Origin of the sequence: Erwinia sp. MMLR14_017, assembly GCF_033657285.1 — a bacterium.
In the GTDB taxonomy this organism is placed as follows: domain Bacteria; phylum Pseudomonadota; class Gammaproteobacteria; order Enterobacterales; family Enterobacteriaceae; genus Erwinia.
This window is the reverse complement of record NZ_JAWVWP010000011.1, coordinates 23,386-37,028: the sequence shown is the minus strand read 5'-3', so window position 1 is coordinate 37,028 and position 13,643 is coordinate 23,386. Positions and strand designations below refer to the sequence as shown.

The following is a 13,643-nucleotide window of genomic DNA, read 5'->3' as shown; positions in this document are numbered from 1 at the left end:
GCGAGTGAGATTGACCGCATTACCGGAAACGCTATTCGTAGCCGTCTGCAGACAACATGTTTCGGCGTTACATTACACCCTTAGCGCTAATCAGAACAACATCAATTTAATAACAATTTGTTTACTTTTAGATCAAACCTGGCCGTGAATAACGCATTTTTTTCATCAGCAATATTTGGTAAACTGCCGCTCCGCCTGGCACTCTGGCCAATTAAATAGCTTATGCATTGCATAAAAATTCATATAATTGCATAATCATGTACTATTCCCTCAGGGCTTTCCCTTATAGATAGCGAATTTTAGCGGACACCTATGCGTAATCCATCAAAACAAGAAGATCTGATTAAAGCCTTCAAGGCTTTGTTAAAAGAAGAGAAGTTCAGCTCTCAAGGCGAAATTGTGGCCGCGCTGCAGGAAGAGGGTTTTGACAATATCAACCAGTCTAAAGTGTCACGTATGTTGACCAAGTTTGGTGCGGTGCGTACGCGTAACGCCAAAATGGAGATGGTTTATTGCCTGCCTGCCGAGCTGGGTGTGCCGACGACCACCAGCCCCCTAAAAAATCTTGTGCTGGATATCGACCATAACGATGCGCTAATAGTTATTCATACCAGTCCGGGAGCGGCTCAGCTCATCGCGCGCATGCTTGACTCTTTAGGTAAACCGCATGGTATTCTCGGCACCATCGCCGGAGATGACACCATTTTTATCACCCCTGCGCGAAACTTTACGGTCAGGAAGCTGATTGACAGCATCCTGATCCTGTTCGAACAGGAACTCTAAGCAGTAGCCAGACGTACCAGCTGCGCTCCCCCTTTTTATATTCTCGTAAAAGCCGGCAACTGCTGGCTTTTTTGCTGACGACTATTCCTCCTTTTCCAGCATGATGAACTGCCGCAGCGGCGCAGATTCAGCCATAAAAACTGGATACTCCCGTCTCACGGTGTGATCAACCACAAATTAGCGCACAAATGGCTAAATTAACCTATGCCTATGTTTTTACATGTATTTAACATGTGGTGGGTAAATTACCCGCATCTTTTATAACTTAAGGTTATTAAAAAGCGCAAATGGGGCAAAGGAGCACAACAAAAAATTATTAGCGTGCTATTAATTTTTGGGGTTATTAGATCTATACTTCTTTTCGTGATGAGAATCACATTAAACAGAAAGATAAAAACGGACTACGAGGAATAAACCATGAACATTAAAACTACTATTGCCACATTAAGCCTTTTTTCCGCCCTGTCGTTTGGTGCTTTTGCAGCTGAATCTGTCAATGCGGATCAGGCGCAAAATCTGCAATCTGTAGGCACCATCTCCGTAAGCGGCGTTGCAGGTTCACCCATGGACATCAAGCAGAAGCTGAGCGATAAAGCGGATGCCCAGGGTGCCAGCGCTTACCATGTTATAGAGGCTTATAACAACGGCAATTACCATGCGACTGCTGAGCTGTACAAATAAACCAACCAGTCACTGACCTGTTTTAACCTGACAACATGGTAACCCCAAGAATAATAATCGCTTTACAGCCCTTTCGGTTACCGCTTAACCCTATGTGGAGCATGAATCATGAAAACCAAATTCGCTATCGCTGTACTCAGTCTGGCCTCTGTTCTCTCTTTCGGTGCCAGCGCCGCTAACCTCGTAACTGACCAACAGGCTACTGAGCAAAATCTGCAGTCTATGGGCACCGTAAGCGTAAGCGGGATTGATGGAGCGCCAACCGATATCCGTCAGGCGCTTTCGCAGAAAGCTGAACAGCAGGGCGCCAGCCATTATCGTGTGATTGAGGCCTATAATAATGGCAACTACCACGCCACGGCTGAGCTGTATAAATAAGCACTGCGTTGCGGGCATGTCGTCGAAGCATGTCTGTAAGCAGCACCGGTTTGTACCTGCTCCAGGATATTCCTCGTCAGTATGACGACCCTTTGGCCCCGCTTGCCGGGGCCCTTTTTACCCTGCCACTGCTTTTAACGAATGCTGAAGCGGAGCTGCCCCTCCAGTTCCTCTTCAGCTTCTTCAAACAACAGGATCAGCGCCTCATAGCGTCGTTTCTGACCTTTTCCCAGATGAATAAAGTTTATCTCCAGCGGCAAAGGGATCACGCTTGCCTTCACTACCTCCCATAAACCGTCTAAATCCGTTACGGTCAAATCGGCAAGCGCAAAACGTTGGCAGAACTGGTGGAAAAAATGCGCCTGATCGACAATTTCATCAAAATCAAATGACTCTGTTCTCATGTTGGCCGCTCCGCGAGGCACAAATCTGGGCAGTGTTATCCGCCCGTTGAGTTACAGTCCCCCTATATGCAGGGCTTTGACTTCCAGATACTCTTCTATACCTAAAACCGAGCCTTCACGTCCCAGCCCGGACTCTTTTACGCCACCGAAAGGTGCCAGTTCCGTGGAGACGGCACACTCATTAATGCCAATCATGCCGCTTTCCAGCGCTGCTGAAACGCGAAACACTCGCTGCAGATCCTGCGTATAAAAATAGGCTGCCAGACCAAATTCCGTCTCATTGGCGCGACGGATCGCTTCCTCTTCATTATCAAAACGGAAACAGGCCGCTACAGGTCCAAAGGTTTCTTCTCTGGAGAGCTTCATATTCTCATTGGCTTCAGCAATCACCGTCGGCTGCCAGAAATTGCCGCCCAGCGCATGCCGTGCCCCGCCGGTCACAATCCTGCCGCCATTGGCTACTGCATCCTTGACGTGTTCCTCTACTTTTTCCACTGCGGAAGCTTCAATCAGCGGCCCGACAATGACGCCCTCTTCCATACCATTACCCACTTTGAGCTTGCTTACCTCCTCGGCCAGCTGGCTGACGAAACGGTCGTAAACGCTGTTGTGGATAAAGAACCGGTTTACGCTGACGCATACCTGCCCGGCGTTGCGGAATTTATTGGCAATAGCCCCTTTAACAGCCGCATCAATATCCGCGTCCTCAAAAACGATATAGGGTGCATTGCCCCCCAGTTCCATCGACACTTTTTTCATTGTTTCTGCAGCGTTACGCATCAGCAGTTTGCCAACGGCGGTGGAGCCGGTGAAAGAGATTTTTCTCACCGCTTTGCTGGCCATAATGGCGTCACTGATGGCGTGCGTGTCGCCCGCGACAGCGTTCAGGACGCCATCCGGCACGCCCGCTTTCTGCGCCAGCGCCAGCAGCGCAAAGGCGGAGAGTGGTGTGTTATTGGCGGGTTTAATAATGCCGGTACAGCCTGCGGCCAGCGCCGGCCCCAGCTTACGGGTCAGCATTGCCATCGGGAAATTCCAGGGCGTTATTGCCGCCACCACGCCTACAGGTTCACGCGTCGCCAGAATGCGCGAGCCTGCTTTTGCTGGCGGGATAATTTCACCGTTTGCGCGTTTAGCCTGCTCAGCAAACCATTGAATAAAGCTGGCTGCATACTCCACTTCACCTTCAGCCTCTTTAACCGGCTTGCCCTGCTCAGCCGTCATCAGCTTGCCCAGCCAGGTTTTATTTTCAATCATCAGCTGATACCAGCGATAAAGGATCTCGCTGCGCTCTTTCGCCGTTTTTGCGCGCCAGGCGGGGAAGGCTTTTTCTGCTGCATCAATAGCCTTTTCCGTTTCCGCTTTCCCTGCTCGTGCCACCTGAGCGATAACCTCGCCGGTTGCCGGATTAACTACATCGAAGGTTGCAGTGCCGCGCAGCCACTGGCCACCCACAAAGTAACCGGTCTGGAATAGCGCATTGTCCTGTAGCGTGGAGGTGCTCATCGTCTTCTCCTCATTGAATAACCAACATAATAAAAATAAGTATAGTTGGCAGATGTTGAGGCGGGAGAGTGCGGAGTAGGAAAGCGCTGATACCCGAGGGTATCAGCGTTGAATCAAATTTTGATCAGGGTGTTTTGATATTTTTTCAGCATAAAGGCAAGCCTTTGCACTGGCTCGGTCACGCTTAGCGGTGCCTCGTAATGGCGCAATTTTTCCTGATAAACCTCCAGTTCAGCCAGCAACCGTTCAAAATAGTGCTGGCGTTTAGAGTCGGTTCCGGAGGCTATCACGCGGTCGGCGGTATGTCGCAGCTGTTTGTGGTAAGCCGACAAGTCGCTGTTCACCGGGATATCTGCATCCCGCAGGCGTTGATGTCCGATAATCAACGTCAGGGCTATACGGAATTTATCGATGTCACCGGGGAAGATATTCAGCAGCATAAAGAGCTGTTGATAGAGCGCGGGAAGGTGGTTTTCACGGCGGCGGGCCTGATTGGTGGTCATGGCAGAGACGGCGGCATACATAAAGCGGTTGAGCAGAATGCGCCCCGTACGCGCTTTAGAGGTGTCGCGGATCAGCAGGATCACCAGCAGCGCAAGGAAACAGCCAATCGCCTGGCCAAGCGCATTATCCAGAAATGCACTGACGTTAAAGGTCATTGGATTATCCAGCGTGATGATATTGATTGTCCCCACCAACGCACCCAGCGTACCAATTTGTCGCCGTTGGATCAGTATCCCGCCAATGAAAGTCATCACGCCAAGGGCGATGCACAGTAACAGCATACTTTGCTGAGTAGCGGGCATGATCACCATGTAATAGAGCGATCCCAGCGGGATCGCCACCACCATGCCATAGAGGAAGTCTTTCGCCATCATCAGCGGATTAGGCATGCGCATAGCCAGCGCGGTAATAACTGCCAGCATTACCATTGCTCCGCTTCCTGAAGTCCAGCCGCTCCATAGCCAGAAGAGCGATCCCACCGACGTCGCCACAAAGGTACGGATGCCATTAATCAACGCGTGCCGGGTTTCGGCAGATCGCATTTTGACCACCGGTTCGTCGTTCAGCACCTCTTGTTCAATACGGCTGATGCTGCTGTTGGTATGGATACCTTTCAGCAACAACAGGTAACGCGTGGCGGCTACTACCCAGTTACGGATGGTCACCGGCGTGTTTTTGCTGCCGCTGCGGGTGATCACCCGGCGCATGATTTTCATGCGTTTGTGGATATCACCAATGTTCTCAACCGGCTTTTCAAAAAAGATGTGGAACTGTGGCGGAACATACTCCTTGCGGGAGTTCTGAATAAGATAGGTTTCTGCGGCCTGCGTGATCAACGTAAGCGAGAGGGTATTCAGGGCCCGCATCCGCTCGTCAATTTTCTGCCAGCGGCTGGACTCCATCATCAGGTTACTGCGCATGCCGTTCAGCGCGGAGGTGCGGCGCACCAGTCCTGTCCAGAGTTTATCCACCTCTTCCCGGTCGCCATGGGCGATGCAGAGCTGCATCAGCTTGTACTGATCTACCAGCAGCGCATCAATTTCACGATCGATGTCGTTTTTAATGGAACGGGGAGAAAACAGCATATCGGCCAGAATGGCACAAACGATGCCGATAATGATCTCGCTGCAGCGCTCTACCGCAAACTGCGGAGCCAGAAGAACAGAGCCGTTTGCATCCACGCTGACCACGATAATCAGCGCGGTATAGCCCGCCAGCCCCAGCGCATAGGAGTTTTCAACTCTGATCAGTGAAGAGAGCCAGACGCAGAATCCCGCCCAGAGACAGCAAAGCAGCAGCATCAGAGCGGGCGCGCGAATGGTGGCTATCATGATGGTCAGTGCCGCAATACAGCCCAGAAAAGTGCCGATGATGCGTAACATGCCACGGTGGCGCAGGGCGCCAGAAAAGGGATCGCCCCCGGCGGCAAAGGCCGTGCCGCCGGCAACGATACAGGCGGTCATCACCGCCCAGCGAGGCGTTTCCAGATTAAAGTGAAAGCCGATAAGCAGAGCCAGCAAAATGGCGAAGGTCAGCTTGATCGGGAACCGCAAACGGTGCCACTGCATAATGCGCCCCTGGTTAGCCGAACTCACGCAGGCGATGCATTAATTTCATCATCGGCGACATCTCTTCGGGTTTGCGGTCCCGGGCGCCGGTCACCACCACAGTGGCTGTGGTACCCGACGGGTAGAGATTGCCCTGCTGCTCGTCCAGATGAATGCGTACCGGTACGCGCTGCGCCAGGCGCACCCACTCAAGGTTAGAGTCGATGGTAGCCATACCTTTGCTGTCGATGGTGCTGCTGCTGTTCGTTACGCCTGCGGCAATACTGTCTACCGTGCCGTGCAGAACCCGGTTGCTGCCCAGCGGGGTGATTTCAACCCGATAACCCGGACGGACGCCCTCCAGCTTGGTCTCTTCCATATAGGCCAGCACATAGAAAGTATGCTGCTGAACCAGCGCCACCGCCGTGGAGCCGCGGGTAATAAACTCTCCCCGGTAGACGTTCAGATTGGTGACCCAGCCATCGGAAGGCGCTTTAACCACGGTACGGGCCAGATCCAGCTTAGCGGTATCACGCGTGGCAACCGCTTTCGCCAGCTGATGTTCCGAAGTCTGGTAATCGTTATTAGACTGCTCAATTGCTTCACGGGACATGGCGGAAACGCCAAGCTGATTTCGACGGCTGGCTTCACGCCGTTTCTCATTCACCAGCGTCTGATAGTAAGCCACGTCCGCTTCAGCTTCATCTAACGCCTGCTGATAACGGGGCTGATCGACCACAAAAAGCACCTGGTCTTTTTTCACCAGTTGGTTATCACGGACGCGCACATCGGAAATCAGCCCGCTGACGTCAGGGGCAATAGCCACGACATTAGCGGTAAATTTAGCATCACGCGTCCAGGGCGATTCGGTATAGAACACCCATGCGCGGAAGATAACGATGACGGCGATAATCACCAGAATGATGGTAATGGCGTATCGGGCAATTTTAGTTGTTAGCGCTTTCACTAAGACCTCAGACAAACAATCGGGAAACCAGGTAGAACAGGCAGCAATAGAGCGCCGTATTAAACAGTGCAGGATGCCAGACCAGGTCATAGATCCCGGTAGGCGTCAGCAGCCGACGCACCAGCCAGAACAGCATCAGTGACACTATTATTTCAAAGAAAATGGGCGGAAACGAAAGCCCAAATATTACAATAACCGGAAGCACACTCATCTTTTTTCCTTGTCAGTACCTTGCCGGGCACACGCCTTGCGTCAGGCTCCCTTCCTGATAAGGGGGTCCGCTGATCTACAGGTTGAAGGTAATTCATGACGGTAAGCTGTCAGATAATCCTAACCGGCGCTCAATGAATCATAGCGTATCCATGAGCCAGCATAGTGACGAGTAGAGTTACAAGAGAGTAACCCGGCGATGCTATAGTAACGCGCCTGACTATACGTTTTCTACCTAATGTGATCTAAATCACTTTTAAGCCAGAGTTAATAATGGACAGATTAAAAGGCATGTCGGTTTTTGCCCGGGTAGTGGAGCTGGGTTCTTTTACGGCCGCGGCACAGCGGTTGCAAATGAGCGTCTCCGCCGTCAGCCAGAGCGTGGCCAGACTGGAAGATGAACTTCAGGTTAAGCTGCTGAACCGAAGTACGCGCAGTCTTGGGCTAACGGAAGCGGGAAAAATCTATTTTCAGGGTTGCCGCCGCATGATGCTGGAGGCACAACAGGTTCATGAACAGCTTTATGCATTCAATAACACCCCGGTTGGCGCGCTACGCATCGGCAGCTCCTCAACAATGGCGCAAAATGTGCTGGCGACAATGACGGCTGAAATGCTGAAAGAGTACCCCGGACTGACGGTAAGCCTGGTGACCGGTAACCCCGCACCTGACCTGATTGCCGACGGGCTGGATCTGCTTATTCGCGTAGGCGCACTTCAGGACTCCAGCTTGTTTTCACGACGCCTGGGATCGATGCCCATGGTGGTCTGCGCAGCGAAAAGCTATCTGACGCTGCATGGCACCCCGGATAACCCTACAGATATCGGTAAGTTTTCCTGGCTGGAGTACAGCATTCGTCCCGATAATGACTTTGACCTTATTTCGCCGGAAGGCGTCTCTATTCGCCTTTCACCACAGGGCCGTTTCGCTACCAATGATTCACAAACGCTGATCCGTTGGCTGGTTTCCGGTGCCGGGATCGCCTATCTCCCTCTGATGTGGGTGATAGAGGAGATCAATGCCGGGAAAGTGGACATTCTGTTTACGCATTATCATTCCGCGCCAAGACCGGTCTATGCAGTCTATACGCAGAAGGACAAGCTGCCGCTGAAGGTGGAAGTGTGCATTAATTATCTGACGGAGTATTTTGATAAAGTGGCGGATATCTATCAGGGATCACGGCAGGAGTAGACCAGCGAAAAAAATGGAGCGCTAAAAGCACTCCATTCAGGGGCAAGTCATCTTCTCCTTAAAGCACAAACCGTCCTCACTACAGAAAGGGGGAGTGCTCCGGGCAGAGGTTGTGGGATCAGGCCGTGCCGCCCACCGTCAGCTTATCTAACTTCAGGGTTGGCTGACCTACGCCAACCGGCAGACTCTGCCCCTCTTTACCGCAAACACCCACGCCTTTATCCAGCGCCAGATCGTTTCCGACCATAGAAATTTGCTGCATCGCTTCAATGCCGGAACCGATCAGGGTCGCGCCTTTAACCGGTTTGGTAACTTTACCGTTCTCAATCAGGTACGCCTCAGAGGTTGAGAAGACAAACTTACCGGAGGTGATGTCCACCTGGCCGCCGCCAAAGTTTGGTGCATAGAGGCCATACTCAACGCTTTCAATAATATCCTGCGGCGTAGATTTCCCGGCCAGCATATAGGTATTGGTCATGCGTGGCATCGGTAAATGGGCGTAGGATTCACGGCGGCCGTTGCCGGTTGGGCTGACACCCATCAGTCGCGCATTCAGCTTATCCTGCATATAACCTTTCAGAATGCCGTTTTCAATCAGCACGTTATACTGTCCCGGCACGCCTTCATCGTCTACCGCGAGCGAGCCGCGCAGCCCTTCGATAGTGCCGTCATCAACCACGGTACAGATTTCAGAAGCCACCAACTGCCCCATCTGCCCGCTGAACACCGAAGTGCCACGGCGATTAAAGTCACCTTCAAGTCCATGCCCAACGGCTTCATGCAGCAGTACGCCAGGCCAGCCAGCGCCCAGCACCACCGGAATCGTTCCGGCAGGCGCTGCCACTGCATTGAGGTTAACCAGTGCCATCCGCACCGCCTCACGCGCCCAGGCTTCTGCGCGCATTTCGCCAGACTCATCGGCGAGGAAAAATTCATAGCCGAAACGTCCGCCGCCGCCGCTGGAGCCGCGTTCACGCTTACCGTTTTCCTCAACCTGCACGCTGACAGAGAGGCGAACCAGAGGACGCACATCGGTCGCCAGTGTCCCGTCGGTGGCAGCCACCAGAATCAGCTCATAAACGCCGCTCAGGCTGGCACTCACTTCCTGCACACGCTTATCTGCGGCACGGGCAGCGCTGTCAACGCGATGCAACAGCGCAATTTTCTCTTCGCGAGTCAGGCTCTGCAACGGATCTGCTGTGGGATAAAGCGACCGGTGCATTACCGCGCCCAAGGTATGCGATTTTCCATTTCCCTGCTCACGTACAATGCTGCGCGCCGCCGTGGCACTTTGCGTCAGGGCATTCAGCGTAATCTGGTCGGCATAGGCAAAACCGGTTTTCTCACCGCTGACGGCACGCACGCCCACGCCCTGGTCGATATTCCAGGAGCCATCTTTAATGATGCGGTCTTCCAGCACCCAGGATTCATGATAGCTGGATTGAAAATAGAGGTCGGCATAATCCAGTTTACGTTCAGACAGCTGACCGAGAAGGGAAAAGAGATCCTGTTGATTAATGTTGTTCGCAGTTAGCAACTGCTCACTTACCAGATTCAGACTCATGTATTCTCGCTCTGTTTGGATGAGCCAGTAATCGCTGGCGTCGCATCTCTATAGCCTGAGGCAATTCGCAGGTCACGTCAAATTCACTTCGCGCTCTTTTCACGCGGCTTACGCAGCACTTCATCAATTTGCGGTTTATCAATGGGGCCGGAAATATGATAGCGAAGCACGGAAATTTTGTTCCAGAGCGGACCGAGAACTTTACTGGCAGCAAAGACTGCTGCGCCCACAACTGGATTGACGGCAAAGGCGGCGGCGACCCCTACCGTAGCCGAAATCTCAGGGGCGACAACAGCTTCCATATCGATCTGCCGCTGCACCAGGTCCATCTTGCCCTTCATGGCGATATCCGCCTCAAGACCGTCCACCAGCAGATTGTCGGTACGCATCACCCCTTTTTCAATCCAGGCCGTGCCGTTAATGGAGTCGAAATAGAAGCCCTGGCTGAACGTATCGCTGAAATCGAGCCGGAGCTTGCGCAGCAGAGCATCAAAACTCATCAGCCTCAGCAGCTGTCCTGCTCTGCCGGTGTTCACATCAGCTATCTGCCCTGCACCGAAGTGGGTTTTCAACAAGCCGCTCAGCGTCGCCTCTGAAGGCTTCCAGGGTGCGGATTGCCAGTGCAGATCGTAATCAATCTTGAAGGGAGAGTCCCGCAAAGGCGTATTCACGCCAAACCAGTTGGCAGCATCATTAATTTTGCCGCCGCTCAGCACACCTTTCAGCGCCGTACGCTGCTCGCCCGGACGGTTAACCCATTCTCCTTCCACTTTCAGACGGGCGTTTCCGGTATCTATCAGGCCGTTTTTCAGGGTCAGCGTATCGCTGGTATGGCTGAGGTTAGCCCTCATCCGCCCAAACTTCTGACCACGCAGCCAGCACTCATCACAGGTGAGGCCCAGTGAAGGCCAGCTACTGAAATTGATCGCGGTGGCTTCATCAGGCAGAGGCGAACTCTTTTGCCCGTCGCCCCACTGCGGATTGTAATAAAGGTAATTGATCTGCGCATCCCACGGCGCTCGCTGGTTCATTTTAAGCGTGCCAGCGATCTCTTTCCCTTTTGCCTGTACCTGAGGATCGCCCGATACCGTCTGACCCAGCGTAACTTCCAGGTCATGCCATTGCTGCCCGGCCAGCGTCAGAGCTGGCGTGCGCAGGGTAATATTATCCGGGATCATCGCACGGCCTGACTGACTTTGGCCGCCAGCTGACGGGCCGTTTTTATTTCCATCACCGCTGTCGAATAACGCCAGCCAGGCTTCGCCATCCAGCGGCGGCAGATTCAGTACCATACCATCCGATTCCGGCAAGGCTGGTATATGCTTTGTATTATTTTCCCAGATGCCGCGGCTTACTTTCAGCTGTTTGCCCAGCAGCCACTGACTGTTAAAGCGGCCTCCATCGCCAACCGTACCGTTCAGGTTGAAACTCTGCAGATCCCCTTTAGCAGAAACCTTTACCGGCAGGGCCTCGCCCTTTTTTTTATCCAACGGCTCGGGTAAGTGACTACTTACATTCTTAAGGTCGCCCTCCAGGGCGATCTGATAATTTGCACTACCTTTATGCGGCATATTGATCAGAACATTACTTTTCCAGTTGGCGACACCCGACAGCTTATCGCGCAGTTGCACAGGGACTGCCTCTATCTTGCCCGGTTGCCAGTCCCCCTGCAGATCGACGCCAATCTGATAGTTTTTGTCACCCTCTTGCGTATTGAAGCTGACGTTCAGAGGCTGACCGAACCAGCTGGCGGTCATAGGGTCGCTTTTCAGGTCGCCATTGTCGTAGGTAAAGTGTCCGGTTAGCTGTTTAATGGTGCTGTCGAGCGGCTTAATAAACAGCGAATTGTTAAGCAGATCCACCTCGCCCGTGGCCCTGACCGGCTTACCGTCCAGCGGAATATCAAGATGTAAGCGACCACTTACATCCCCGTCGATCTGGAGTTCATCCAGCGCCGCGCCCAGTGAAGACTTTAACGGCGTCTGATTAAAATAGTGACCAATCTCTTTACCTGCGCCGACGATCTCGCTGTCAACAATCAGCTTCTCATTGAGATAATCGGGGATGACTGCAGAGACCCTGTTTCCGTCAACCTTTCCAAGTTTCGCCTGTTCGGCCTTCATAAACAGTCCGTTATTGACGAAATCGAGATTGATATCCAGATCCTGCAAATCAGGCCAGCCTGGCTGGAACTGATAGGTTGCTTGCCGGAGGGGCACCCACACCTCAAACATCCCTTCATTATGCTTAAACGGGAAAAGATGCGGATTACCAGCGAAGATCAGAGAAGCATTGTGAACCTGACCACCCTTGATCGCCCCGCTCAGATAGTTCACCAGCGAGGTGCCCATCAGTGGCTCCGGGAAGTAACGCCATGCATCGCCAGCATCAGTGAGATTAATCCCGGCGAGGATATCCAGGCGCGGAGCCTGATCTTTAAGCTGGGCATAGGTGAAATCACCCTTAGCCCACAGCGAACGGGCTTTGATATCCAGCTGGTGACCGGCAAACGTGAAGTGGTCTTTATCATACTGCCAGTTAAACGATCCTTTAGCCGCTTCGATTTCAAGCGGCGCACGGAACATGGTGCCATAAGGCAGGCTTGCCTTGTTGATGTCGAAACTCACCTTGCCACTGGCAACCCCGCCAGACGCTGTTCCGCTGAAATGCTCCATGCCGGGCAGCAATTCCCAGTGCTGCCAGCTCAGATCACGCCAGCGCGCCTGGAAGCGGCTCTGCTCTGGTTGCTGAACGGGAAGATCAACAGCCAGTGCCTCAAGCCGACCTTGAGGCTGTAAAGAACGCCAGTTTTCCAGCAGCGTGGGAGAGAGTCGGGAAAAAAGCGGGATAAGCGGATCAAGACGTTCCAGATCCAGTTGGGTGGCACGCACCCGCACCTCTTCATTATGATTCGGCCCCGGCAGCAGCCCGTTTTCCGGCAGCCACAGCAGGGAAAGCCGCCCTGCAGGCCAGGGCTGGCCATCCGTTACCAGGTTGGTTTGCGGCAGTTCAATCTGCCAGCCGCTGTTAAAGCGGGAGACGTGAGCAGTCACGTTATCCACCGTGAGCCTGTGCCGCTGCTTATCGCCCTGCCAGCTCGCCCCGCCTTTTTTTAGCTGAATATCACCGTCATAAATTTCACCTTCTCTCAGGCTCATCCAGGCTGCCAGGCTGAAGCGGGCGCTGTCGAGCGTGGTGTTATCACGCATCCACTCTCCCAGCCACGGTTTCACGTCCACATCGTCGGCCTGCATCCAGACCCGGCCAGTATCGAGATAGCCATCGCTGTCGCTGAGATCCAGACGAACCTGCACTTCGCCGTGCTGCCCGGTAAAGCTGGAGAGGTTAACGATACCTTCTGCGCGGTGACGGGTTTTCTCGTTGAGCCAGGTCAACTGCGGGATATCGAGCCTGGCGCGCTGGCCGGAAAGCGTGAGGAAGCTGATATGGCTGTCGCGCAGATCGAAATGGTCAAACTGACGCAGGAAGAGATCGATGAATTTACCCGGTTCCAGCTTTAGCTTTGCGCCGTCTCCTGAGGTCAACGGCTTGCTGGTGGCCAGGTTAAGCTGATAAAAAGTGAGGTTACGAAACTGCCAGCGCAGATGCAGTATGGACTGCCAGATATCCAGCGCCAGGGTAATGCGCTCCGCTTGCAGATCGTCGCCCTCTTTCAGGCTGAGATGCAGATCGCGGATTTCCAGCACCGGGCCATAATTCTCCCAGTGACCGTTCAGGGCGCTGGCCTGCACCGGCACTCCGGCAACCAAAGAGATCTTCTCCAGCAAAGGCTCCCGCCAGCTGTTGATATGCGGCAAAACCAGACGCAGCCCGCTGACCATCAGCGCAACGATCACCACAACCGTTGCGCCAGTCAGCAGCAGAATTCCTGGTAATCGCCTCACGCA

At 53.3% G+C, this 13,643-nt stretch carries 11 protein-coding genes; 4 read left to right on the top strand and 7 right to left on the bottom strand.

The genetic code is table 11. The annotated features are described in order from the left end of the window. Positions 1–312 precede the first annotated feature (312 nt). The 3 genes from argR to yhcN (SD961_RS16990) all read left to right on the top strand — a co-directional run bounded on the left by argR (position 313) and on the right by yhcN (SD961_RS16990) (position 1,842). On the top strand, positions 313–783 hold the full coding sequence (argR, locus tag SD961_RS17000; protein ID WP_318791531.1) for a transcriptional regulator ArgR: 471 nt from the start codon (positions 313–315) through the stop codon (positions 781–783). A gap of 417 nt (positions 784–1,200) precedes the next feature. Continuing rightward, positions 1,201–1,464 (top strand): peroxide/acid stress response protein YhcN, encoded by a 264-nt coding sequence (yhcN, locus tag SD961_RS16995; RefSeq protein WP_318791530.1) that lies wholly within the window; start codon positions 1,201–1,203, stop codon positions 1,462–1,464. A 108-nt stretch (positions 1,465–1,572) separates the two neighbouring features. Continuing rightward, entirely contained in the window at positions 1,573–1,842 is a 270-nt protein-coding gene (gene yhcN / locus SD961_RS16990) for a peroxide/acid stress response protein YhcN (RefSeq protein ID WP_318791529.1), read from the top strand. Between the two features lie 134 nt (positions 1,843–1,976). Here yhcN (SD961_RS16990) and SD961_RS16985 read toward each other — a convergent pair whose 3' ends face one another. The 5 genes from SD961_RS16985 to aaeX form a co-directional block, all read right to left on the bottom strand. Beyond that, complete coding sequence (locus tag SD961_RS16985; protein ID WP_318791528.1) at positions 1,977–2,246, bottom strand: hypothetical protein; 270 nt, start codon at positions 2,244–2,246, stop codon at positions 1,977–1,979. 51 nt (positions 2,247–2,297) lie between these two features. Continuing rightward, on the bottom strand, positions 2,298–3,752 hold the full coding sequence (locus tag SD961_RS16980) for an NAD-dependent succinate-semialdehyde dehydrogenase (RefSeq protein WP_318791527.1): 1,455 nt from the start codon (positions 3,750–3,752) through the stop codon (positions 2,298–2,300). 113 nt (positions 3,753–3,865) lie between these two features. Further along, positions 3,866–5,824, bottom strand: coding sequence for a p-hydroxybenzoic acid efflux pump subunit AaeB (gene aaeB / locus SD961_RS16975; RefSeq protein ID WP_318791526.1), 1,959 nt, complete (start codon positions 5,822–5,824; stop codon positions 3,866–3,868). A gap of 13 nt (positions 5,825–5,837) precedes the next feature. Then, entirely contained in the window at positions 5,838–6,770 is a 933-nt protein-coding gene (aaeA, locus tag SD961_RS16970) for a p-hydroxybenzoic acid efflux pump subunit AaeA (RefSeq protein ID WP_318791525.1), read from the bottom strand. A gap of 7 nt (positions 6,771–6,777) precedes the next feature. Next, on the bottom strand, positions 6,778–6,981 hold the full coding sequence (gene aaeX, locus SD961_RS16965; RefSeq protein WP_034890367.1) for a p-hydroxybenzoic acid efflux pump operon protein AaeX: 204 nt from the start codon (positions 6,979–6,981) through the stop codon (positions 6,778–6,780). Positions 6,982–7,253: 272 nt separating this feature from the next. Between aaeX and aaeR the strand changes: the two genes are divergently transcribed. Next, the gene (gene aaeR, locus SD961_RS16960; RefSeq protein ID WP_318791524.1) at positions 7,254–8,171 is read left to right on the top strand and encodes an HTH-type transcriptional activator AaeR; all 918 of its coding nucleotides are present in this window, start codon (positions 7,254–7,256) and stop codon (positions 8,169–8,171) included. Between the two features lie 118 nt (positions 8,172–8,289). On the opposite strand, the gene tldD is transcribed toward aaeR, so the two are convergent. Next, complete coding sequence (gene tldD / locus SD961_RS16955) at positions 8,290–9,735, bottom strand: metalloprotease TldD (protein WP_318791523.1); 1,446 nt, start codon at positions 9,733–9,735, stop codon at positions 8,290–8,292. Positions 9,736–9,818: 83 nt separating this feature from the next. Beyond that, complete coding sequence (gene yhdP / locus SD961_RS16950; protein ID WP_318791522.1) at positions 9,819–13,640, bottom strand: AsmA2 domain-containing protein YhdP; 3,822 nt, start codon at positions 13,638–13,640, stop codon at positions 9,819–9,821. Positions 13,641–13,643 lie beyond the last annotated feature (3 nt).

What these genes read in the sequence shown, in the direction of transcription:
- SD961_RS16985 (WP_318791528.1), bottom strand. Translation starts at nt 2,246, where the DNA reads ATGAGAACAGAGTCATTTGATTTTGATGAAATTGTCGATCAGGCGCAT.
- yhcN (WP_318791530.1), top strand. Translation starts at nt 1,201, where the DNA reads ATGAACATTAAAACTACTATTGCCACATTAAGCCTTTTTTCCGCCCTG.
- yhcN (WP_318791529.1), top strand. Translation starts at nt 1,573, where the DNA reads ATGAAAACCAAATTCGCTATCGCTGTACTCAGTCTGGCCTCTGTTCTC.
- tldD (WP_318791523.1), bottom strand. Translation starts at nt 9,735, where the DNA reads ATGAGTCTGAATCTGGTAAGTGAGCAGTTGCTAACTGCGAACAACATT.
- aaeX (WP_034890367.1), bottom strand. Translation starts at nt 6,981, where the DNA reads ATGAGTGTGCTTCCGGTTATTGTAATATTTGGGCTTTCGTTTCCGCCC.
- aaeR (WP_318791524.1), top strand. Translation starts at nt 7,254, where the DNA reads ATGGACAGATTAAAAGGCATGTCGGTTTTTGCCCGGGTAGTGGAGCTG.
- argR (WP_318791531.1), top strand. Translation starts at nt 313, where the DNA reads ATGCGTAATCCATCAAAACAAGAAGATCTGATTAAAGCCTTCAAGGCT.
- SD961_RS16980 (WP_318791527.1), bottom strand. Translation starts at nt 3,752, where the DNA reads ATGAGCACCTCCACGCTACAGGACAATGCGCTATTCCAGACCGGTTAC.
- aaeB (WP_318791526.1), bottom strand. Translation starts at nt 5,824, where the DNA reads ATGCAGTGGCACCGTTTGCGGTTCCCGATCAAGCTGACCTTCGCCATT.